Source organism: Ruegeria sp. N4 (genome assembly GCF_056531425.1).
Map to the genome: position 1 here is coordinate 170,110 of NZ_JBQFLT010000008.1, position 20,585 is coordinate 190,694.

Sequence of the window (20,585 nt, forward strand, 5' to 3'; positions counted from 1 at the left end):
GCGACATTTAAAACATGCAGATGTTAACAGGTTTGCAGGAAATGAAGAAGCAATTCAATCGTCTCTTCCTTTTGGGCCCTTGAAATCGCATGATAAAACGCAACCACCCTGTTCTGACCGAACTGTGAGAGAGGTGAGATGAGCGACGATCCCTATTCCGTCCTTGGTGTAGCAAAGGACGCAACTGCCGCCGAGATCAAGAAAGCCTATCGGCGTATCGCCAAGGAATGCCACCCGGACCTGAAACCCGGCGACGCCGAGGCCGAGGCCAAATTCAAAGCCGCCGCCGCAGCCTATGACCTGCTGAAAGACCCCGAAACGCGCGCACGCTATGACAATGGCGAAATTGACGCTTCGGGTCAGGAACGACCGCAGCAGCAGTATTACCGGGACTATGCCGAAGCGGCAGGCAACCCCTATCGAGGGCGTCAGGCGGACCCGGACGACATGTCCGACATTTTCGCCGAATTCATGCGGGGACGCGGCGGTTTCGGCGGTCAACGCACGCAGCAGTTTCATGCGCCGGGCCACAATCTGAACTACACGCTCGAAATCAGCTTTCTGGATGCCGTCTTTGGTGCCAGCCAAAAGCTGACCTTGCCGGATGGGGACCGGATCGAGGTCAAGATCCCTGCCGGTATCACCGACGGCCAAACGATCCGCCTGCGGGGCAAAGGCGCTCCGGGCTATGGTGAAGGGCCTCCGGGGGATGCTTTGGTGACAGTCTCGGTCGCTAAACATGCAGTGTTCGACCGGCAGGGCGACGACATCCATATCACGCTGCCCATCACCATTGATGAGGCCATTCTGGGCGGCAAGGTCCCGGCCCCCACCATCGACGGCGGTGTGAATGTCACTGTTCCGGCTGGCACCAGTAGCGGAAAAACCCTGCGGCTGCGCGGCAAAGGGGTGAAGAAACGCGGCTCGTCCCAGCGCGGGGATCAGTTGATTGAACTGACCATCGCAATGCCCGGTACGATTGATGAAGAATTGAAGACCTTCATGGAGACCTGGCGCGACACGCACCGCTATGATCCGCGGAAAGGAATGCCGTCATGAGCCTGACCGAAAAGGAACTGATCGAGACCATCTCGCGCCTGACGTCGGATCGTCTGACCGAGTATCTGGCGGCGGAAATCGTGATCCCCGAGCAATCGGATCAGGGGCTGGTCTATCACAGCATCGACGTCGCCCGGCTGGAACTGGCCTGCGAGTTGCACGAGCAATACGACATGGAAGCGGACGCGCTGTCGATGATGATCTCTCTGATCGACCAGATGCACGGTTTGCGCGCGGAATTGCGCGAGGTGCTGAACGCGGTCGAAACGCAGCCCGAACCCGTCCGCCAGCAATTGATCGAGGTTATCGGAACGGCTCGGTTCCGACGCGGCTAACGGGCGGACCCGCCGTCGCACCGTCAACAGGCGATGCGATTGCTATTCGCCGGTCTGATACTCTTCGGGCACATAAAAGGTGTAATCGCGCTCGGCGACCTGCTCGTGACAGTCATGGCAATAGGCCACTGCATTGGCGCGGAATCCCATCGTGTCGCCAAACAAAGAGCCATCCGGCAGAACCATGATATAGCGCCAATCCGCCATGTCGGGATCTGTGCCAGGGGCCAGTTTTTCCATCACGAACATCGCACCGGGAAAGATTTTCCCCTCATCCGTGACGGTCATGCTGTCCTTGGCCAGCACCGACCCCACCGGCAGAACCTCGCCTTCCTGCAAGGTCCCGTAATTATGCGCCATCCTGTTGGCATAGCTGTTCACGAACCGCTGTCCGTGGGTGGCCGAGATATAGGGCGCATCATTGAACAGCGGCCAGCTTTGGTAATTGCGCAGCAGATCCAGCTGTGCCGCCGCATAGCCACGCGCCATCCGCTTCGCCAAGGACTTGTAGACAGCGTTGGCCTCGTCCTTGCTCAACTCGGCGGGGTTTTCGATTGCGATATGGGCATCCTGTTCGTCGGCCTGCGTCTGGCCCACAAATATCAGAAGCGAAGCCGAAATAATAAGAACGGTCTGAAATCTATTGCTGAAAACTGTATTCATAAGTTGGCCTACCTGAAAAACAGTTCGCTTGCGCATCGGGACTTACATTAATCCACATAGCGAACATCAATCATCCTGCCAGAACCGGTCCGTCCACCTCACCGTTTCGTGCACAAAGGTGAGCCCCAAATCCGAAACCCGGGCAGGACAAACATAACAAATTTTGCATGCAAAAAACAGAAGCCGAAATGTTAAGATTTCATCTTCAACTGCCGGCTGAGCAGATGCTTTAGCTGTTCAACCCAGCCTCGGCCTCGATCTGTTTGCGCGACTTGCGGACGCGTTCGGTGGCCGATTTCAACTGACCGCAGGCCGCCATGATATCCTCACCCCGAGTCTTGCGGATCGGTGAGGCATATCCGGCCTGATAGATGATATTTGCAAAGGCCCGGATACGGTTGTTCGAGCTGCGCTTGTAGGGCGCGCCGGGCCATTCGTTGAACGGGATCAGGTTGATCTTGGCCGGAATCTTGTGCCGCTTGATATGGTCGATCAGACGGTGTGCATCCTCGTCACTGTCATTCACGCCATCCAGCATCACGTATTCGAACGTAATCCGTTCCGAGTTTGAGGCATTCGGATAGCTGGCCAGCGCCTGCAGCAGTTCCTCGATGTTCCAGCGCTTGTTGATCGGAACCAGAACATCGCGGGTTTCGTCCGTAGTCGCATGGAACGAGATCGCCAGAAGGCAACCGATTTCCTCGGCCGTGCGTGCGATTTCAGGCACCACTCCGCTTGTCGACAGGGTAATGCGACGGCGCGACAGGGAAATGCCTTCGGGGTCCATGGCGATCTTCATCGCGTCGCGGACGTTTTCAAAGTTATACAGCGGCTCGCCCATACCCATCAGAACGATGTTCGACAGCAGGCGCGTTTCGTCCTTGGGCGCGCCGGGGGTGGGCCATTCGTCAAGATCGTCGCGGGCCATCATCACCTGACCGACGATTTCCGCCGCCGTCAGGTTGCGCACCAGTTTCTGCGTGCCGGTATGGCAAAAGGAACAGGTCAGCGTGCACCCGACCTGAGACGAGATGCACAGCGTGCCGCGATCGTCCTCGGGGATATAGACCACCTCGACCTCATGCCCGCCCGCGATGCGGCACAGATATTTGCGGGTGCCGTCCTCGGACACCTGACGGGTCACGACCTCGGGGATTTCTATCACGAAATGCTCGGCCAATTGCGCGCGATAGGCTTTGGCCAGATTGGTCATTTCACCAAAATCGCGCACGCCCCATTGATAGATCCACTGCCAGATCTGCCCGGTGCGCATCTTGGCCTGCTTTTCGGGCGTACCATGTTCGATCAGCACCTCGCGCAGCTGGTCGCGGGTCAGACCGACAAGGTTCACCTTCCCCTCGGGCAGTTTGCGGGGGATGGTCGTGACGTCTTGAGTGATCGGCGCTTTGGGCGACATGTGGCTGTCTCAACGGATTCTGGCTTGGGATGCGCCTCTATATAGGATCGCGCACAAAGATCAAAAGGAATCGTCAATCCCGGCGTCCTGCTTTTTTCGACGCGCCCAGACACAGTTGGACCGCACCGGGATGAGCGATGCGGCCGATTTCGTTTTCCGATACCGGATGAGCCGGTCAGAAGCTTGCAGGCAAGATGTTACAATCCGCTGCATCCAGGGTTTTTACCGGATCTTCCGGTCCACATTGCTCGCCGGACACCGGATAGGTGTCGCTTGATTTCTCACATGCGCTCAGCACCGCAGCGGCGGCGATCATAAGGGCGACAATGGACTTGTTCAGCATTCGAAAGCTCCTTTTCTTCCTCTGAACCGATTAGTTCAGAAAACGGAGTAACCTGCTTTGATACGGATCAAATTCGAATATGTACGTTACGTAAAGCGGGCGTATTTTGAGCTAAAAAGAAACCCCGCCGAAAGACGGGGTTACCTATATCTGAATTTAGAATGGGTCAGTTGGTGCAGCGCGTCTCGGCGTCCTCGATCGCTGCGGTAAAGCCCAGCAATGAAAATGTGTCCTTGGTCTGCGTTCCCCGCTCCGACCGTGCGGTCAAAACCGCCTCGGTTCCGCGCTTCATGGCGGTGACGATCTTGGCATCATCCGCTGCCGTTGCCGGCCAGGCCCATTCGCCTTCGGTGAACAATTCGAACTCGCTGCCATCCACGTTCAGGTTCACGGTCGACCCTGCCGCAAACGGATAGCCGCCGGTAAAGGTCACCTGACCTTTGACCTCGGCATTGGGGCGATAGAACACGAACAGCAGGATGTCGCTGCGACGGACCGAAACCACACGCCCGCCACGGGTATTCACCGTTTCTTTGGGGGCGGACACGCTCCAACATTCGGTGGGATCATCCTCGACAAAAACGCTCCAATCCGTTTTTGCCGCTACGCGATTTGTGCTTGTCGCCTGTTGAGCGATTGCAGTCGTGGCCATCCCCGCCACGCACAGGCCCGCGATCACGCGGACGAGCATTGATCCCATTTGTCCAGCCTCCTAGCTCGACCTTCTACCTCATACCCATCAGAATGCGTCGCGAACCCTGCCGGTTCGTCTTGGAAAAGTTGCGCATCCCGATGATTGCCGACATACACACACTAACGCAGGTTTCGCCACAGGCGAAAGGGCGATTGGCAGAATTTTGCGCATAAATCCGGAGGTCAAGATGACTCAGCCCATACCGATGACAGAACTGTGGCGTGGTCCCCTGCTGGAAAGCCTGCATCTGGGTCATGCGGTGGTCTGTGACGATACCGGGCAGATCGTGCAAAGCTGGGGTGATCCAAATGCGGTGATCTATCCGCGATCCTCGGCCAAAATGATTCAGGCACTTCCCTTGATTACGTCGGGCGCTGCAGCAAAATACGGATTGAACTCAGAGCATCTGGCGCTGGCTTGTGCTTCGCATAATGGCGCTGCGATCCACACCGAACGTGTGACGGAGTGGCTGGATCATCTGGGTCTGGCAGAACCCGATCTACGCTGCGGCCCGCAAGAACCGGCGGATAAGGCCGCGCGCGACCGGCTGATTTTGGCCGACGATACGCCCTGCCAGATTCACAACAATTGTTCAGGCAAGCATTGCGGCTTTCTGACCCTTGGTCAGCATATGGGGGCCGGGCCGGAATATCTTGAGATCGACCACCCGGTGCAGCAAGCCTGCCTGTCGGCCATCGAAGAGACAACCGGCGAAACCAGCCCCGGTTATGGGATCGACGGATGCTCGGCCCCGAACTTCGCGACCTCATTGGTGGGGCTGGCGCGGTCAATGGCGTGGTTCGCGTCGGCCGCTGACCGATCCGACCGATCCAGCGACGCGGCGCAGCAGTTGACCGCGGCGATGATCAAACATCCCGAACTGGTCGCGGGCGAAACCCGCGCCTGCACGGAACTGATGCGCGCCATGGAGGGGCGTGCGGCGATCAAAACCGGGGCCGAGGCTGTGTTCGTGGCCATCCTGCCGGAAAAACGCATGGGTGTGGCGCTGAAAATCGCCGACGGCACAACCCGCGCCAGCGAATGCGCCATTGCCGCCATTCTGGTCAGCCTTGGCGTGCTGGAGGCCGACCACCCGGCCACCAGAAAATTCATGAATGCCACGCAATACAGCCGCCGTGGGCTGGAATGCGGCGTGATCCGACCCGCACCGGGTTTTCCCGGCTAGGCCCGCTACATCTCAATCTCGTGCACCTCGGCCACTTCGACCGAGCCGGAACCGTTGACAACCATCGGGCAGCCCTTGGCCATCTCGGTCGCGGCGTCCATGCTGTCGGCTTTGATCACCGTAAAGCCCGAGGCCGGGTTCGCGCCGCCATTGTCGACAACCCCGCTGCTGCTGACGGTGTAGGATTGGCCAACCGGGTTTCCGGGGATCTCCAACGCCTCACCCATGTTCTGAAACCACGCGCCCCAGGCGGCCATGGTCGCCTCGATCTCGGCGGGGTCGGTGGGGGTGTGGCCCCCGTGATAGACAAACAAATATTGGGGCATAACGCTCCTCCCTGATGAAAACCTATGTGCACAGCGCTTCGAGTTTGCGCAGTGAAGATGTCCAGCCCATGTTGTGGTTCTCGGCAGCTTCCGCATCGACCAGTTCCCGGTGATCCACCACAAGGCGCGAACCGGTTTCGGTTGCCGTGACGGCAAAGGTCACATGACTTTCCGCGCCGCGCTGATCCTGATCGTCATGCCAGGCCCAGGTGAACCCAACAGATTTGGGCGGGTCGACATGGGTGACATGGCCCGAGACCTTGTATTGCTGGCCCTCGCTGTTCTCCATCACTGAAAACCACGGACCCGTGCGCGAGAAATCCAGATTGTGCCGGGGCACATGCATCCCCTCGGGGCCCCACCATTGCAACAGCTTCGCGCCGTTGGTGACCCATGCAAACAGCGTTTCAGGATCAACGGGAAACTCCCGCTCGAGCTTCAGGTCGGCCATGAGTTTTCCCTTTCCAGTATGTCGCCCAAGCGATCCAGACTGCTTTCCCAGAACTGGCGCTTCGAGATCGTCCAGTCGGCAATGGCGCGCAGCCCCTCGGGGCGGATCGAATACATGCGCTGTGTGCCCTGCACCCGCTGCTGTACCAGCCCTGCCGCGCGCAGCACTTTCAAATGGCGCGAGATCGCGGCACCGGACATGCCCTTGCCCTTGGTCAACTCGCCTGCGGGCATCTCTCCGGCCTCCATCAATTGCTCAACAATCGCGAAACGGGTCGCATCGGACAGGGCGGCGAAGGTGGTGAGGAGCGTGTTCATGATCACTATTTAACACAAAAGTTAAATTAAGGAAAGCTCAAAGCGGCTGTGTGAACTCGGTCACGTTCGACACCTTAAGTGTTTCAAAAACAGCCATAATTCACTGATAGACAGACATAATGTCTACGAACTATAATCAAATATGCGAGTTTCGTGTTTTATGTAAGTTGTTAAGGAGTTTTGAAATGCGCCGTACGACCGTTTCAGCATTTGCTGTTTTGACAGTCGCCCTTTCCGGATGTGGGACAGTTTGGTCTCAGGAAGAGCCGGTTGATACCTCAGGCGAGGCGACGCAGTCAGCCGTCGCAGCAACGCCGGCTTCGGCGACGTCGTCGGGAAGCTCTGGCACGTCTTCAACATCCCTGGCCGGTGAAGAACGCGGCGGCGAAGGCGGTTCGAGCGGCGGAGGATCAGGCGGAGGTTCCGGTGGCGGCTCGGGCGGTTCGTCAGGCGGCAGTTCGGGAGGTTCATCGGGTGGCGGTTCCGGCGGTTCGTCAGGTGGCAGTTCGGGTGCCGGCGGCGGCAGCGGCGGTGGCTGGGGCAACTCATGATCTGAAAGGGTCTTAACAATGTCACAGCAAGCGTTGAAGCAACGACTTGGTCGCTTGCTGGCTGCATCGGCTTTCCTGTTACTGAACACACATGCTCTGAGCGCGCAGACCGGCCAAGCATCGTCAACGGCCAATCGCATCGCAATTGTGATTGGCAATCAGGATTACGAAAGCGTTGGCGACCTGACCAATGCCCGCAAGGATGCCGAAGATATTGCGGCCATGCTGCGGGATTTCGACTTTCGGGTGTACGACGGCTATGACCTGAGCAAGCAGGAATTTGAAGCGCTGATCCGAACGGCGGTGCTGAACATCCCACCTTCGGCCGATGTGCTGTTCTATTACGCAGGTCATGGCATTCAGATCGGCCGCAGAAACTACCTGCTGCCGGTCGATGCCAAGTTCGAAACCATTTACGACGTCCCGCTGGCGACCATGACGCTGGACCGCGTGATCGATACCCTGTCGGCGCGCAGCGCGGCCCATGTCGCCATATTGGATTCGTGTCGCGACAATCCATTTCAGGATCTCCGGCTGGCCGCGGATCTGGATGCAAACCTGTTCGAAACCCGCGAAGGGTTTGATGTGTTCAAGACGCCCCTGAACTCACTGGTAGCGTACTCCACGTCACCCGGTGCTGTGGCGAGTGATGGCGCGCAGGGTCAGAACAGCCCCTATACTGCTGCCGTTCTGGCTACGGCTGCATCTTCGCCGTTTGAGAACATTCAGCAGCTTTTCCCTGTCATTCGCGAACAGGTTCACGCCAAAACGGCGGGTCAGCAGATTCCTTGGGAAAGCTCGACGCTGGTACGCCCATTCTATCTGGCACAACAATCCACTGAATCCGCATCCCCACCGGCTGAGACAGAAGAAGCCGCACCACAATCGGTGGCTCTCAGCTATCAGTTCGACAAGTCGATCCCATTGCTGCGAAGCCTGGAACAGGCATTGGGAACCGAAATTGTCGATCTGCAGGTGATTGAAAACCCGACCCGGGGCGCTGTCAGTTTCAGCGATCAATCCACGGCCAGTGACGTGCAATACGCCCCCGAGATTTCTGACGCGCGCGCTGTCGAAGTCGGCAACGCTGACTTCAAAGATACCTTTTCGGTTCAGGTGCTGACACAAGACCAAAAACAGCAGACAGTCGACGTGTCTCTGGATCTGGAAATGAACGCCTGCGACCTAGAGGCCGGAGATGCGCTGGACATCAATGGTGTCGGCGTGTTCCGCCTGCCGAACGAATTGGACATCGCAAAGGGGCTGGCAGCCTGCACACAGGCCGTTCAGGACGATCCCGACAATCCGCGCTTCCTGTATCAGCTTGGGCGCATCCAACAGGCATCGGGTGACGTGCCCGCCGCTTTTGAAAGCATCTCGGCAGCCGAAGCCGGGGGGCACATCCGCGCCAAATATGCGTTGGCCAGTTTGTTGAAAACCCAGCGGATTGACCGCGCCGTCACCAAAACCCCCTATGACCCCGAACGTGCCCGCGAACTTTTGGAACAGGGTGCAGCTCAGCGCGACCCGTATTCCATGCACAGCCTAGGTCAGGATCTACTGCGCAACGGGACAACACAGGAAGAGAAAAAGCGCGGGTTTGAGTTGTTGGAACGTTCTGTCGAGTTGGGCCATACCTTCTCGATGAACGAGCTGGGCATCTATTATCTGCGGCAGAACTCGGACCACTATATCCCCGAACGCGGGTTGCGCTATCTGCGCGCCTCGGAACTGCGCAAGGATATCTACGGCTACGATAACCTTGCCTATGTCTCGCTGGAAGGGCTTGGTGGAAACCCTGTCGATTTCGCAAAGGCCGAGGCCTATTTTCGTGCCGCCTCTGACGGCGGGCATCCGACCGCTCCGGCTAGCATCGCCCGCATGATCCTGCGCGATCAGTTGCAGGGACGAACCCGCGCCGAGGCGTTGCAGTGGTACGATACATCACTGGAACGCGGTGATGCGTGGGGTGGGGCCAACGGGGCCTTCATCATTCTGGATGGTCAGGTGCCGGGACGTGGCCCTGCCGATGCGGCGCTGCGGGCGGCCAAGGCCGCGTTGCTGGCCAATGAAGAACCCGCCGCGCAGGCGATGGGTCAGTTGGACGGGATATCCAAGGCTGATCTGGACCGGGCCCTGCAAATGGCCCTGAACGAGGTCGGAGAAAATGTCGCCGTTGACGGTCAGGTCGGCCCCGCCACGCTGGCCGCGCTGGAAAGCGCCAGCGCACGGTTCGGGGTTCCCGTGTCTTACGCGTCGACAAATGACCCCAAAGCGCGCTTGCTGCTGGCGGCCAGAGTGTATTGGGCCAAAAACCCGGTTCGGTTCGATCTGTTCTAGGGGTGATCAGCCCTGAAACTCGGCCTTCCTGTAGCCCTGCAGATACAGCAGCGCGGTCAGATCACCGTGGTTGATCCGCACGTCACATTCCGCCGCGACCGAGGGTTTCGCGTGCAGCGCAACTCCGGTTCCGGCGCGGTGCAACATGCCCAGATCATTGGCCCCGTCCCCCACCGCGATCACATCCGCCTCGGCTAGACCGAGTTTGTTGGTGATCCGTTCCAGCGACTCGACCTTGGCTTGCCGCCCCAAGATCGGGCGCTGCACGTCACCAGTCAGACGCCCGTCTTCGGCCAGCAGCGTGTTGGCGCGGTTTTCGTCAAACCCCAACAACTCGGCCACACGCGCGGTGAAGGCGGTGAACCCGCCTGACACCAATGCCGCATAACCGCCATTTGCCCGCATGGTGGAAACAAGTTCGCGCCCGCCGGGCATCAGGGTGATCCGGGTGTTGAGCACCCGATCGATGACCGCCTCGTCCAGCCCTGTCAGCAGACCGACCCGTTCGATCAGGGCCCCTTCGAAATCCAACTCGCCATTCATGGCGCGCGCGGTGATGCCCTTGACGCGTTCGCCCATGCCAGCCTCATCGGCCAGTTCGTCGATGCACTCCTGCTGGATCATGGTGCTGTCCATATCGGCCAGCAGCATCTTTTTGCGTCGCCCCTCGGACGGATGCACAACCAGATCGACACCCATCTGCTGCAAGTCCGCCCAAACATCCCAGCGATTGTCCGGCATATTCGACACGGCAAATTCTGCCGCCTCGTCGGGGTTCAGCCAGACGATCTCTTCCCCACCCCAGGCGTTTCGCAGCGACTCGAGCAGGGCCGAGTCCAGCGACGGTGCGGCTGGGTTGGTGAGCAATGTGGCAACAAACATATCGTATCTCCGGCAAGCTGCCATGCGCATATCGCAGGTGCAGCATATGCACCAGAGCGGGATTGGAAAACGCCCGTAAAATATATCGCAAACGGGGCTTTACCACCCCACATTTCCACGACAGATTCAGCGCAGGCAGTTGGAAAAGGAATACGGGATGGGCAACCCGCTTTATGATCGCTTGTTTGGCATTCACGCGGGGAAAGACACGGCGTTTCTGCATTTGCCCGACGGGCGCACGATCACCCATGCCGCGTTTCTGGATATGGCCGCGCGGATCGCCAATGCGCTGACGGGGTATGGGCTGGAGCCCGGCGATCGCGTCGCCGTTCAGGTCGAAAAATCGCCCGAGATGCTGGCGCTTTACGCGGCCTGCGCGCAGGCGGGGCTGATCTTTTTGCCTTTGAACACCGCCTACAAAACAGCCGAGCTGACCTATTTCATCGAAAACAGCGGGGCCGCTCTGGTCGTCTGCGACGCGGCCAGTGAGGCGGAACTGATCCCAATTGCACAGGCTCAGAACGCCCGGCTGGAAACGCTGAACGCCGATGGTTCGGGCAGTCTGATGCGGCGGGCTTTGGGCATGTTGCCGGCCTTCGAACCGGTTCACCGGACCGAGGATGATCTGGCCGCATTCTTGTATACATCCGGCACCACCGGACGCTCAAAGGGGGCGATGCTGACACAGGCGAACCTGATATCAAACGCCGATACGCTGGTGCGGGAGTGGCGGTTCACGCGCGAAGATGTGCTCTTGCACGCGCTGCCGATCTTTCACACCCACGGGCTGTTCGTGGCAACGAATGTGATCCTCGCCTCGGGCGGGTCGATGATCTTTCTGCCGAAGTTTGATCTGGACGACATGCTGCGCCTGATGCCGCAGGCGACATCGATGATGGGCGTACCCACCTTCTATACTCGCCTGCTGGGCGACCCGCGATTTACCGGTGATCTGACCCGACATATGCGGCTGTTCATCTCGGGCTCTGCCCCCCTGCTGGCCGAAACTCATGAAAGCTTCGAGGCCCGCACAGGCCACCGCATCCTTGAACGCTATGGCATGACCGAGACCAACATGAGCACCTCGAACCCCTATGACGGCGAACGCCGGGCGGGGACGGTCGGGTTTCCCCTGCCGGATGTTGAGTTGAAAGTGACCGATCCGGACAGCGGCGAGACCCTGCCACAAGGCGAGATCGGCATGATCGAGGTGCGCGGCCCGAACGTGTTCAGCGGTTACTGGCAGATGCCCGAAAAAACCGCCGCCGAACTGCGCGAGGATGGGTTCTTCATCACCGGCGATCTGGGCCGCGTGGATGAGGATGGCTATGTCCATATCGTCGGGCGCGGCAAAGACCTGATCATCTCGGGCGGGTTCAACATCTACCCCAAGGAAATCGAGTTGCTGCTGGACGACCAGCCCGGCGTGTTGGAAAGCGCCGTGATCGGCGTGCCGCATCCCGATTTCGGAGAAACGGTTCTGGGCATCATCGTGCCCTTGCCCGGCCAGTCACCGGACCTGACCGCAATCATGGCCTCGGTTCAGAACGACCTCGCCCGCTTCAAACACCCGCGCGAGCTGATCCTGATGGACGCCCTGCCGCGCAATACGATGGGCAAGGTGCAGAAAAACACGCTGCGCGAGCAATTCAGGGATCGGTTCATCAAGGGTTAGGGGTCAGCGGGACACGGCCGTTTTCGGTCAGCAACCAGCAGTCGCGGCCCTCGAAAACCGCTGGAACCAGCGGTCGGCCCATCCCGGCTCCGCCGTCCAGATTGATCCGGTTGCCACGATGCTCGGCCCGCTGGGCGGGTGTGTGCCCGTGCACGATCAGACAGGGATGCGGGCGCGGATCGTCCAGAAACTCGCCCCGTATCCAGACCAGATCCTCTTCGGTTTGATCCTCCAAGGCGACGCCGGGCCGAATGCCTGCATGGGCAAAGAACACCTCGCCATCCTGATGATGTGTCACAAGGCCGTTCAGAAAGTCGATATGAGCCTGCGGTACAACATCGTGCACCCGCTCAAGCAGCCGGTAAATGCGGTCTTCTTCCGTGAACTCCACACCGTAGGACGCCAAAGTCTCGGCCCCGCCCAGGCGGTGATGCAGCCAATGTTCCCCGACGCGCAGCTTGGCCTCGGCTGTGGAGCCATCCTGCAAGAAACGGGCAAACATCCGGTCATGATTGCCCAGCAGAAACACCCAGTTGCGCCCGGCGCGGTGTTCTGCGGCCAGAAGGTCCAGAACCGCGCAACTATCCGGACCGCGATCCACATAATCACCCAGAAACACCACACGGGCATCCGGCCCGCCATCACGCTCGATCAGGTCAAGCGCCTGTTGCAGCATCTCAAGCTGGCCGTGAATATCGCCAATTACGTAAACAGGGGATGGCATCAGGTGCCCTCGCACAGATTGAATATCTGGCTTGTTGCGCAAATCTTAGGGCGGGAAAAGAAAATACCCGCGCCTTGGGGGGGGGCGCGGGCAGGAATTGTCTCAGAAATTCAACACTGGTTAGGCGACATCGAACTTCAGCGGCTTGATCTGTGTGAACAGACCCGTCTCTGCCAGCTTGGCGCGGGCCTCAGCCGGCACAGGTTCGTCGACGTAAAGCAGCGCAATGGCCTCGCCGCCCGCCTCGGACCGGCCAAGGGTAAAGTTCGCGATGTTGACATCGTTCTCACCCATGGTCTGACCCAGCGCACCGATGATGCCCGGAACATCTTCGTTGGTGGTATACAGCATATGCGCGCCCACTTCGGCATCGATATTGATGCCCTTGATCTGGATGAAACGCGGCTTGCCATCGCTGAACACGGTGCCCCCGATGGAACGCTCGCGCTTTTCGGTCACGACGGTTACCTTGATATAACCTTCGAACGCGCCCGATTTGTCCTGATTGGTGGTCGAAATCTGAATACCACGTTCACGGGCCACAACCGGGGCCGAGACCATGTTCACCTCGGGGTTGAGCTTCTTCATGATCCCCGCGACCACCGAGCAGTTCAGTGCGGCAAGGTTCATCCCGGCGGCGACACCGTCATACAGGATGTTGATCGCCTTGATCGGCTCATCGGTCATCTGGCCGATAAAGCTGCCCAGATGACCTGCCAGCTTGATCCACGGGCCCATCACCTTGGCTTCTTCCGCCGTCACGCTAGGCATGTTCAGGGCGTTTTCCACGGCACCGGTCAGCAAATAGTTCGAGATCTGCTCGGCCACCTGCAGCGCCACGTTTTCCTGCGCTTCGGTCGTGGCCGCGCCCAGATGCGGGGTGCAGACCACATTGGGCAGGTTGAACAGGGCGTTTTCCTTGGCCGGTTCCTCGCTGAACACGTCAAAGGCCGCGCCTGCGACCTGACCGGATTGCAGCGCCTCGGCCAGCGCCTCTTCGTCAACCAATCCACCACGGGCACAGTTGATGATGCGCACGCCCTTCTTGGTTTTGGCCAGGTTCTCACGGCTCAGGATGTTGCGGGTCTGATCGGTCAGCGGCACGTGCAGGGTGATGAAATCGGCGCGGGCCAGCAGCTCGTCTAGCTCGACCTTTTCGACACCCATCTTGGCGGCTTTCTCTTCACCCAGATAGGGGTCATAGGCGACGACCTTCATCTTCAAGCCCAGCGCGCGTTCGCAGACGATCCCGCCGATGTTCCCCGCGCCGATGACGCCAAGGGTCTTGTTGGTCAGCTCGATCCCCATGAACTTGGACTTTTCCCACTTGCCCGCATGGGTCGAGGTGCTGGCCTCGGGGATCTGCCGCGCCACGGCGAACATCATCGCAATCGCATGTTCGGCGGTGGTGATCATGTTGCCAAAGGGCGTGTTCATCACGATCACGCCCTTTTTGGACGCGGCATCCTTGTCGATATTGTCGGTGCCGATCCCGGCGCGGCCAATGACTTTCAGCTTGTCGGCCTTTTCCAGAATGGTCGGCGTGACCTTAGTCGCCGAGCGGATGGCGAGGCCGTCATACTGACCGATCACCTCGGCCAGCTTGTCTTTGTCCTTGCCCAGATCGGGCATGAAATCCACATCGATGCCACGGTCGCGGAAAATCTGCACGGCGGTTTCGCTGAGCTTGTCGGATACGAGTACTTTGGGGGCCATATCTCTGGTCCTTTGAAGAAGTCTTGGGATGGCGGGCTGAAGCCCGCCCTACATTTCAGTTCTGCGTAGGCCGGGCTTCAGCCCGGCAAGGGGACGTCAGGCAGCCGCTGTCTGCGCCGCAATCTCGGCCTCAAAGGCCCAGGCCAGCCACGGCAGCATCGCCTCGACATCCGAGGTCTCGACCGTGCCGCCGCACCAGATGCGCAGACCCGCAGGCGCGTCGCGATAGGCACCGATGTCCAGCGCGATGTTCTCGGCCTCCAGCCGTTTGGCGACTGCTTTGGCGAATGTGGCCCCGTCCTGAATACGGGCATCGGTGAATTTCAGACACACAGACGTATTCGACTGCGTCGCCGCATCCTCAGCCAGATTGGCGATCCAGTCATTCTGCGCGCAGAACGCATGGACCGCACCGGCATTGGCATCCGCACGGGCGATCAACCCCTGCAACCCACCAACCGAGCGCGCCCAGTCCAGCGCAAACAGGTAATCCTCGACCGCCAGCATCGACGGCGTGTTGATCGTCGCACCAGTGAAGATACCCTCGATCAGCTTGCCGCCCTTGGTCAGGCGGAAAATCTTGGGCAGTGGCCATGCAGGCGTATAGCTTTCCAGCCGTTCCACCGCGCGGGGCGACAGGATCAGCATCCCATGGGCCGCCTCACCGCCCAGCACTTTCTGCCAGCTGAAAGTGGTCACATCCAGCTTGTCCCACGGCAGGTCCATCGCAAAGGCCGCCGAGGTCGCATCGCAGATCGTCAGACCCTGACGGTCATCGGCAATCCAGTCGCCATTGGGAACCCGCACGCCCGAGGTCGTGCCGTTCCACGTGAATACCACGTCATTGGCAAAATCGACCGTGGCCAGATCAACGATCTGCCCGTAGTCAGCCGTTTTCACTTCGGCATCGATCTTCAGCTGCTTGACCACATCCGTGACCCAGCCCGAGCCAAAGCTTTCCCACGCCAGCATCTCGACCTTGCGTTCACCCAGCAGCGACCACAGCGCCATCTCGACCGCGCCGGTGTCCGAGGCGGGAACGATGCCAATCTTGTAATCCGCCGGAATGCCCAGGACCTCACGCGTGCCTTCGATGGCCGCCTTCAGCTTGTCCTTGCCAACAGCAGCCCGGTGCGAGCGTCCCAGCGCGGCATCGGCCAGTTTGGTCAGATCAAATGTGGGGGGTTTGGCGCAGGGGCCCGAGGAAAAACGCGGATTCGCCGGCCGCGTGACCGGTTGTTCATTCGTCATCTGTATTACCCTTCCAGATACACGCCCCTCGTTGGGGAGGGGTGTCCCACGGGCAGAGCTATTGCCTGCTCAACCGCTCAGCAAGCGGAAAAGACCTCTCCGATGCCAAAAACGACATCGGGAATCGCGTATATCGGGAACACAGGTTTCCTATCGGCATCACGGGCCAAAGCGAACGGCCTCGCCCGTGTTCAGCGCCTGCTGCGCCGCCAGCCCCATGCGCACGGCCCACAACCCGTCCTGAAGTGAGACATCCGGCTGGGCGCGTTGGCCACGCAACAGTTCCAGAAACCCCTGATGCTGATAGAAGGTCGATCCGTTGTGATCCCCTGCGGCCAGCAATTTCGGATCGACCGGAATGTCGGTCGAAATCGGCCCCTTCGGATCGCGCGGGCTGACGATCACCTGCGGCATCGGCGGTTCGCCCAGATGATCAGGCCAGAACCGGCCCGGTCCGGGAACCAGCGCCTCGATCTTGGCCTTGGGGCCAATGGCCGAGACCTCTTCCTGATAGCGTGAGCCTTCGGCGAACATGCACAGTTCCAGCATCGCCCGCGCCCCGTTGGCGAAATCGACCAGCACATAGCCGTGGTCCAGAATATCCGGCGTCTCACCATCATATCTTTCTTTCAGATGGTTCACCGCCTGCCCGCCGCTTGCAGTGATCCGCACCGGATCCGCGCGCAGGATCAGGCGCATCAGGTCGAAGAAGTGACAGCATTTTTCGACAAAGGTGCCGCCGGTATTGCGATTGAACCGGTTCCAGTTGCCGACCTTGCCCAGAAACGGAAACCGATGTTCGCGGATCGACAGCATCTGAACGCCGCCAGTCACATCCGTCTGATCAATCAGCGCCGCGATGGGGGGCATATAGCGGTACTCCATCGCCACCCAGATCGGATGGGGGTAGTCGCGCTGAACCTGCTCAAGCCGGGCGGCATCCTGCGGATCGGTGAACAGCGGCTTTTCCACCAACAGCGGCAAGGGACGCGTGGCTGCGATTTCGCAAATCTGATCCACATGCAGGTGGTTCGGGCTGGCGATGACGAGGCAATCCAGATCCTCGACTGCCAGCAACTCTTGCACAGACGTCACCATGACCGCATCCGGCGCGATGGTTTGCGCCGCTTTGGCCATGTCCGGATCAGGTTCGTAGATCGCCGCGACCCGCGTGCCTTCTAACAAAGCGATATTGTGCAGATGCTCCTGCCCCATCATGCCGCATCCGATCAGCCCGTAATGGATGGTCCGGGTCATGCGCATTTCCTTTTACTTCAGACGTTGGACATAGGTGGCCCGATCCGGATCGAACCATGTTTTTGAAAACTCGACGGGTTCGGCCTTTTCCGACCAGCTGAACCGCTCGATATACCCCACCGTTTCACCGGCGGGTTTAGTGAAACTCTCGGGCGTCCAGTCGGGCAGCGACCCGACCGAAACCCTGTCTTCGGCTCTCGTGATCCAGAACCCAAGCTGGTGCTGATAATAACGGTAGAGCGAGTCCGACAGCAGGCTGCGATCGATCCGACCGGCTGATTCGTCCAGCCAGATCTCCTCGACCGCGATGATTGTGTCATTCAGATAGCGCATCCGCCGCACGCGCGAGCCTCGGCTTGATGCCCCGAATTGGGGAAGATCGGCGGGCTTTTCTACCTGATCGACCGACAGAATATCCGCGCGCGGCAAGCCCCCGCCTTCGGGCAGTTCCAGCCGGAACATCGCATAGACGCTGTTTTGCGTTCCGGTTTCTCGCACATAGTTGCCCGAGCCCTGTATCCGCTCCAGCATCCCTTTTTTCTCAAGCTCGGCGAGCGATTTTCGCAGCGTCCCGACCGAGACCTGAAGCTCGGCCGCCATGTCCCGTTCCGGCGGCAGGCGTTCCCCATCGATCAACCGTCCGGCGGCAATTTCGCGGATCAGAAGTTCGGCGATCTGAACATAGATCGGCAATGCGTTGGGGTTTCGGCTGTTCGGGGGCACGTTCGGGCGCTTCTTTCAGTCGCAGGAAAAATTGATACACTATTGATCTACATCAATGTGCTTGCTACGCAAGAGGAAAGTCAAAGATGTACGGAGCGTGAATCAAATGAGCATCGTCCCCATCACATCCCCCGATCTGGATGCGGCCGAAGTCTCGTGGTTTGCAGCGCTGTGCTCGGACGATTACCAGTTTCTGGGCGTGCCCGATGGCGATCTACGCTCTAGCTGGGACCACTGTTCCGGCATCGTGAAAGAGGCCGAGGCGCAGGGGTTCCGCAATATCCTGTGCCCCTCGTCCTATCAGGTCGGTCAGGACACGCTGAGCTTTGTCGCAGGTTGCGCGCCGATCACCGACCGGATCAACCTGCTGGCCGCCGTACGCTGTGGTGAGATGCAGCCGATCATGCTGGCCCGCACCATCGCGACGCTCGATCACATGCTGAAGGGGCGGCTGACGGTCAACATCATCTCATCAGACTTCCCGGGCGAGAAAGCCGATAGCGCGTACCGCTACCAACGCTCGCGCGAGGTGGTCGAGATTCTGAAACAGGCCTGGACGCGGGATGAGATCAATCACGCGGGTCAGGTCTATGATTTCTCGGGCCTGACCACCGACCCCGCCAAGCCCTATCAGACCGGCGGCCCGCTGCTGTATTTCGGCGGCTACTCGCCGTCTGCCTTGGACCTGTGTGGCGAACATTGCGACGTCTACCTGATGTGGCCTGAAACCAAGGAGCAATTGGCCGAACGGATGAAGGCCGTTCACGCAGTTGCCGAGAATTACAACCGCACGCTGGATTACGGCCTGCGCGTGCACATGATCGTTCGCGATACCGAGGCCGAGGCGCAGGAATACGCCGACTACATCGTCTCGAAACTGGATGACGACTATGGCCGCGCGATCCGGGAACGGGCGCTGGACGCGACCTCGCTGGGTGTGGCGCATCAATCCAAGAACCGCGATCTGGCAGATGAGTTTGGCTATGTCGAACCCGGCCTGTGGACCGGTGTCGGGCGCGCACGGTCGGGCTGTGGTGCTGCGCTGGTCGGGTCGACTGATCAGATCATGTCGAAGATTGAGGAATATCAGAAGATGGGCATCCGCGCCTTCATCTTCTCGGGCTATCCGCACATGGACGAAGCCAGGCACTTTGGTGCCCGCGTGATGCCCAACCTGAAAACCTGCTCGCTGCCCGAAGCCTATGGGCGCGTGCCTGCAACACCCCCGGCGACCCCGCTGGGCAACGGAGTTCGTCGCTGATGCAACGTGTGAAACTATCCGACACGCTGGAAATGAGCCGTCTGGTCTATGGCATGTGGCGGCTGGGCGATGACAGCGACACGTCCGTGGGCCATGTCGAGGCCAAAATACAGGCTTGTCTGGATCAGGGCATTACCACATTCGATCAGGCCGATATCTATGGTGGTTACGCGGCCGAGGCGGTTCTGGGCAACGCGTTGCGCGCCAACCCCAGCCTGCGCCAGCGGATGGAGATCGTCACCAAATGTGACATCATCGCGCCGATGGGCCGGTATGCGGATGCCAAGGTCAAGTATTACGACACCTCGCGCGACCATATCCTGAAGTCCGTCGATACCTCTCTGTCGGAAATGGCGATTGACCATATCGACCTGCTGCTGATCCACCGTCCCGACCCGTTCATGGACCACCACGAAACCGGTGCCGCACTGGATGAGGTTGTGGCCAGCGGCAAGGTCGGCGCGGTTGGCGTGTCGAACTTCCGCCCCTGGGACTGGTCGCTGCTGCAATCGGCGATGAAAACGCAGCTGGTCACCAACCAGATCGAGATCTCTCTGGGCGAAATCAGCCCCTTCACCAACGGCGATCTGGCCTTTCACCAGCTGCATGGGCAACCGATCATGGCATGGTCGCCTCTGGGCGGCGGTCTTCTGATGGCCGGAAACCCGCCCGTGGGCGTCGTCGCTGATGAGATCGCAGCCGCGTTCGGCGTGGATCGCGCTGCCGTGGCCGTGGCGTTCCTGTTGGTCCATCCGGCAAATATCCTGCCGGTTCTGGGCACCAATAACCTGAGCCGCATCAAAACCATCTCGGACGCTCTGAAAGTCAATCTGGATCGTGAAAGCTGGTATCGCCTCTATGAGGCGGCACTGGGGCATGAGGTACCATGATGAACGCCATTTCAAAGGACATGACCCGCACATTCGTTCCCCACAAGGACGACACCCGCACCCTGCGCGACGCCTTTGGCCGCTTTGCCACGGGCGTCACCATCGTGACCTGCGACAGCGCGGATGGCCCGGTCTGCATCACCGCCAACAGCTTTTCGTCCCTGTCACTGGACCCGCCGCTGATCATGTGGGCTGGCGACCGTAACTCGCGCCGCTTCCCCTATTTTCACAAGGCCCGCCATTTCAGCGTGCATGTGCTGTCGGCGGAACAGGCCGAACTGTGCTTTGGCTGCTCGAAAGACGCCTTTGCGCTGCGCGATATCGATCATGAGCGCTGCACGAACGGAACGCCGCTGCTGTCGGATTGCCTGGCGCGGTTCGAATGCGAACAACATGCGTATCACGATGCGGGCGATCACGTTATTGTCGTGGGAAAAGTTCTTAAGGTCAGCATGGCGGATGGAGACGCGCTGACCTTTTACGCCGGGAAACTCGGCCAATTCGCGAAAACCTAAACGCGATCT

At 59.6% G+C, this 20,585-nt stretch carries 21 protein-coding genes; 8 read left to right on the forward strand and 13 right to left on the reverse strand.

Annotated features, from left to right (window positions below; genetic code table 11):
* Positions 1–138: 138 nt before the first annotated feature.
* Positions 139–1,059, forward strand: coding sequence for a DnaJ C-terminal domain-containing protein (locus ACR0LW_RS14110; protein WP_480586181.1), 921 nt, complete (start codon positions 139–141; stop codon positions 1,057–1,059).
* Positions 1,056–1,394, forward strand: a complete 339-nt coding sequence (locus ACR0LW_RS14115; RefSeq protein ID WP_480883003.1) for a hypothetical protein — start codon at positions 1,056–1,058, stop codon at positions 1,392–1,394. The genes ACR0LW_RS14110 and ACR0LW_RS14115 overlap by 4 nt, the downstream gene beginning before the upstream one ends.
* A gap of 42 nt (positions 1,395–1,436) precedes the next feature.
* On the opposite strand, the gene ACR0LW_RS14120 is transcribed toward ACR0LW_RS14115, so the two are convergent.
* The 4 genes from ACR0LW_RS14120 to ACR0LW_RS14135 all read right to left on the reverse strand — a co-directional run bounded on the left by ACR0LW_RS14120 (position 1,437) and on the right by ACR0LW_RS14135 (position 4,517).
* Complete coding sequence (locus ACR0LW_RS14120) at positions 1,437–1,991, reverse strand: cytochrome P460 family protein (protein WP_480883004.1); 555 nt, start codon at positions 1,989–1,991, stop codon at positions 1,437–1,439.
* Between the two features lie 295 nt (positions 1,992–2,286).
* Positions 2,287–3,474, reverse strand: a complete 1,188-nt coding sequence (gene rlmN, locus ACR0LW_RS14125) for a dual-specificity RNA methyltransferase RlmN (protein WP_480883005.1) — start codon at positions 3,472–3,474, stop codon at positions 2,287–2,289.
* A 175-nt stretch (positions 3,475–3,649) separates the two neighbouring features.
* Positions 3,650–3,817: a hypothetical protein gene (locus ACR0LW_RS14130; protein WP_170455349.1), complete on the reverse strand. Its 168-nt coding sequence runs from the start codon at positions 3,815–3,817 to the stop codon at positions 3,650–3,652.
* Positions 3,818–3,983: 166 nt separating this feature from the next.
* Complete coding sequence (locus tag ACR0LW_RS14135; protein WP_480883006.1) at positions 3,984–4,517, reverse strand: invasion associated locus B family protein; 534 nt, start codon at positions 4,515–4,517, stop codon at positions 3,984–3,986.
* A gap of 181 nt (positions 4,518–4,698) precedes the next feature.
* On the opposite strand from ACR0LW_RS14135, the gene ACR0LW_RS14140 reads away from it, so the two are divergent.
* A complete protein-coding gene (locus ACR0LW_RS14140) occupies positions 4,699–5,697 on the forward strand; it encodes an asparaginase (RefSeq protein WP_480883007.1) in 999 nt (332 codons plus the stop codon).
* Between the two features lie 5 nt (positions 5,698–5,702).
* Here ACR0LW_RS14140 and ACR0LW_RS14145 read toward each other — a convergent pair whose 3' ends face one another.
* From ACR0LW_RS14145 to ACR0LW_RS14155, 3 genes are read right to left on the reverse strand one after another with little or no spacing between them, the layout of a single operon-like run.
* A complete protein-coding gene (locus ACR0LW_RS14145; protein ID WP_170455355.1) occupies positions 5,703–6,023 on the reverse strand; it encodes a YciI family protein in 321 nt (106 codons plus the stop codon).
* A 22-nt stretch (positions 6,024–6,045) separates the two neighbouring features.
* Positions 6,046–6,474, reverse strand: coding sequence for an SRPBCC family protein (locus ACR0LW_RS14150; RefSeq protein ID WP_480586166.1), 429 nt, complete (start codon positions 6,472–6,474; stop codon positions 6,046–6,048).
* Positions 6,462–6,791: an ArsR/SmtB family transcription factor gene (locus tag ACR0LW_RS14155; RefSeq protein WP_480586164.1), complete on the reverse strand. Its 330-nt coding sequence runs from the start codon at positions 6,789–6,791 to the stop codon at positions 6,462–6,464. Before ACR0LW_RS14155 ends, ACR0LW_RS14150 begins: the two co-directional genes overlap by 13 nt.
* A 584-nt stretch (positions 6,792–7,375) precedes the next feature.
* Here ACR0LW_RS14155 and ACR0LW_RS14160 point away from each other — a divergent pair.
* The gene (locus tag ACR0LW_RS14160; RefSeq protein ID WP_480883008.1) at positions 7,376–9,682 is read left to right on the forward strand and encodes a caspase family protein; all 2,307 of its coding nucleotides are present in this window, start codon (positions 7,376–7,378) and stop codon (positions 9,680–9,682) included.
* Between the two features lie 6 nt (positions 9,683–9,688).
* Here ACR0LW_RS14160 and serB read toward each other — a convergent pair whose 3' ends face one another.
* Positions 9,689–10,564, reverse strand: a complete 876-nt coding sequence (gene serB, locus ACR0LW_RS14165) for a phosphoserine phosphatase SerB (RefSeq protein ID WP_480883009.1) — start codon at positions 10,562–10,564, stop codon at positions 9,689–9,691.
* 157 nt (positions 10,565–10,721) lie between these two features.
* Here serB and ACR0LW_RS14170 point away from each other — a divergent pair, with 157 nt between their 5' ends.
* Positions 10,722–12,239: a malonate--CoA ligase gene (locus tag ACR0LW_RS14170; protein ID WP_480883010.1), complete on the forward strand. Its 1,518-nt coding sequence runs from the start codon at positions 10,722–10,724 to the stop codon at positions 12,237–12,239.
* On the opposite strand, the gene ACR0LW_RS14175 is transcribed toward ACR0LW_RS14170, so the two are convergent.
* From ACR0LW_RS14175 to ACR0LW_RS14195, 5 genes are all read right to left on the reverse strand, one after another.
* Positions 12,229–12,963: a metallophosphoesterase family protein gene (locus ACR0LW_RS14175; RefSeq protein WP_480883011.1), complete on the reverse strand. Its 735-nt coding sequence runs from the start codon at positions 12,961–12,963 to the stop codon at positions 12,229–12,231. The two genes, ACR0LW_RS14170 and ACR0LW_RS14175, sit on opposite strands and share 11 nt — an antisense overlap.
* A gap of 120 nt (positions 12,964–13,083) precedes the next feature.
* The gene (serA, locus tag ACR0LW_RS14180; RefSeq protein WP_480883012.1) at positions 13,084–14,679 is read right to left on the reverse strand and encodes a phosphoglycerate dehydrogenase; all 1,596 of its coding nucleotides are present in this window, start codon (positions 14,677–14,679) and stop codon (positions 13,084–13,086) included.
* A 96-nt stretch (positions 14,680–14,775) separates the two neighbouring features.
* Positions 14,776–15,930 (reverse strand): phosphoserine transaminase, encoded by a 1,155-nt coding sequence (locus ACR0LW_RS14185; protein ID WP_480883013.1) that lies wholly within the window; start codon positions 15,928–15,930, stop codon positions 14,776–14,778.
* 159 nt (positions 15,931–16,089) lie between these two features.
* Complete coding sequence (locus tag ACR0LW_RS14190; RefSeq protein WP_480586143.1) at positions 16,090–17,187, reverse strand: Gfo/Idh/MocA family protein; 1,098 nt, start codon at positions 17,185–17,187, stop codon at positions 16,090–16,092.
* A 12-nt stretch (positions 17,188–17,199) separates the two neighbouring features.
* Entirely contained in the window at positions 17,200–17,910 is a 711-nt protein-coding gene (locus ACR0LW_RS14195) for a GntR family transcriptional regulator (protein WP_170523695.1), read from the reverse strand.
* 106 nt (positions 17,911–18,016) lie between these two features.
* On the opposite strand from ACR0LW_RS14195, the gene ACR0LW_RS14200 reads away from it, so the two are divergent.
* From ACR0LW_RS14200 to ACR0LW_RS14210, 3 genes are read left to right on the forward strand one after another with little or no spacing between them, the layout of a single operon-like run.
* Positions 18,017–19,171: an LLM class flavin-dependent oxidoreductase gene (locus ACR0LW_RS14200; RefSeq protein ID WP_480883014.1), complete on the forward strand. Its 1,155-nt coding sequence runs from the start codon at positions 18,017–18,019 to the stop codon at positions 19,169–19,171.
* Complete coding sequence (locus ACR0LW_RS14205; protein ID WP_480883015.1) at positions 19,171–20,061, forward strand: aldo/keto reductase; 891 nt, start codon at positions 19,171–19,173, stop codon at positions 20,059–20,061. The genes ACR0LW_RS14200 and ACR0LW_RS14205 overlap by 1 nt, the downstream gene beginning before the upstream one ends.
* Complete coding sequence (locus ACR0LW_RS14210) at positions 20,061–20,576, forward strand: flavin reductase family protein (protein WP_480627087.1); 516 nt, start codon at positions 20,061–20,063, stop codon at positions 20,574–20,576. The genes ACR0LW_RS14205 and ACR0LW_RS14210 overlap by 1 nt, the downstream gene beginning before the upstream one ends.
* Positions 20,577–20,585 lie beyond the last annotated feature (9 nt).

What these genes read in the sequence shown, in the direction of transcription:
- ACR0LW_RS14110 (WP_480586181.1), top strand. Translation starts at nt 139, where the DNA reads ATGAGCGACGATCCCTATTCCGTCCTTGGTGTAGCAAAGGACGCAACT.
- ACR0LW_RS14115 (WP_480883003.1), top strand. Translation starts at nt 1,056, where the DNA reads ATGAGCCTGACCGAAAAGGAACTGATCGAGACCATCTCGCGCCTGACG.
- rlmN (WP_480883005.1), bottom strand. Translation starts at nt 3,474, where the DNA reads ATGTCGCCCAAAGCGCCGATCACTCAAGACGTCACGACCATCCCCCGC.
- ACR0LW_RS14130 (WP_170455349.1), bottom strand. Translation starts at nt 3,817, where the DNA reads ATGCTGAACAAGTCCATTGTCGCCCTTATGATCGCCGCCGCTGCGGTG.
- ACR0LW_RS14135 (WP_480883006.1), bottom strand. Translation starts at nt 4,517, where the DNA reads ATGGGATCAATGCTCGTCCGCGTGATCGCGGGCCTGTGCGTGGCGGGG.
- ACR0LW_RS14140 (WP_480883007.1), top strand. Translation starts at nt 4,699, where the DNA reads ATGACTCAGCCCATACCGATGACAGAACTGTGGCGTGGTCCCCTGCTG.
- ACR0LW_RS14145 (WP_170455355.1), bottom strand. Translation starts at nt 6,023, where the DNA reads ATGCCCCAATATTTGTTTGTCTATCACGGGGGCCACACCCCCACCGAC.
- ACR0LW_RS14150 (WP_480586166.1), bottom strand. Translation starts at nt 6,474, where the DNA reads ATGGCCGACCTGAAGCTCGAGCGGGAGTTTCCCGTTGATCCTGAAACG.
- ACR0LW_RS14155 (WP_480586164.1), bottom strand. Translation starts at nt 6,791, where the DNA reads ATGAACACGCTCCTCACCACCTTCGCCGCCCTGTCCGATGCGACCCGT.
- serB (WP_480883009.1), bottom strand. Translation starts at nt 10,564, where the DNA reads ATGTTTGTTGCCACATTGCTCACCAACCCAGCCGCACCGTCGCTGGAC.
- ACR0LW_RS14170 (WP_480883010.1), top strand. Translation starts at nt 10,722, where the DNA reads ATGGGCAACCCGCTTTATGATCGCTTGTTTGGCATTCACGCGGGGAAA.
- ACR0LW_RS14175 (WP_480883011.1), bottom strand. Translation starts at nt 12,963, where the DNA reads ATGCCATCCCCTGTTTACGTAATTGGCGATATTCACGGCCAGCTTGAG.
- serA (WP_480883012.1), bottom strand. Translation starts at nt 14,679, where the DNA reads ATGGCCCCCAAAGTACTCGTATCCGACAAGCTCAGCGAAACCGCCGTG.
- ACR0LW_RS14185 (WP_480883013.1), bottom strand. Translation starts at nt 15,930, where the DNA reads ATGACGAATGAACAACCGGTCACGCGGCCGGCGAATCCGCGTTTTTCC.
- ACR0LW_RS14190 (WP_480586143.1), bottom strand. Translation starts at nt 17,187, where the DNA reads ATGACCCGGACCATCCATTACGGGCTGATCGGATGCGGCATGATGGGG.
- ACR0LW_RS14200 (WP_480883014.1), top strand. Translation starts at nt 18,017, where the DNA reads ATGAGCATCGTCCCCATCACATCCCCCGATCTGGATGCGGCCGAAGTC.
- ACR0LW_RS14205 (WP_480883015.1), top strand. Translation starts at nt 19,171, where the DNA reads ATGCAACGTGTGAAACTATCCGACACGCTGGAAATGAGCCGTCTGGTC.
- ACR0LW_RS14210 (WP_480627087.1), top strand. Translation starts at nt 20,061, where the DNA reads ATGAACGCCATTTCAAAGGACATGACCCGCACATTCGTTCCCCACAAG.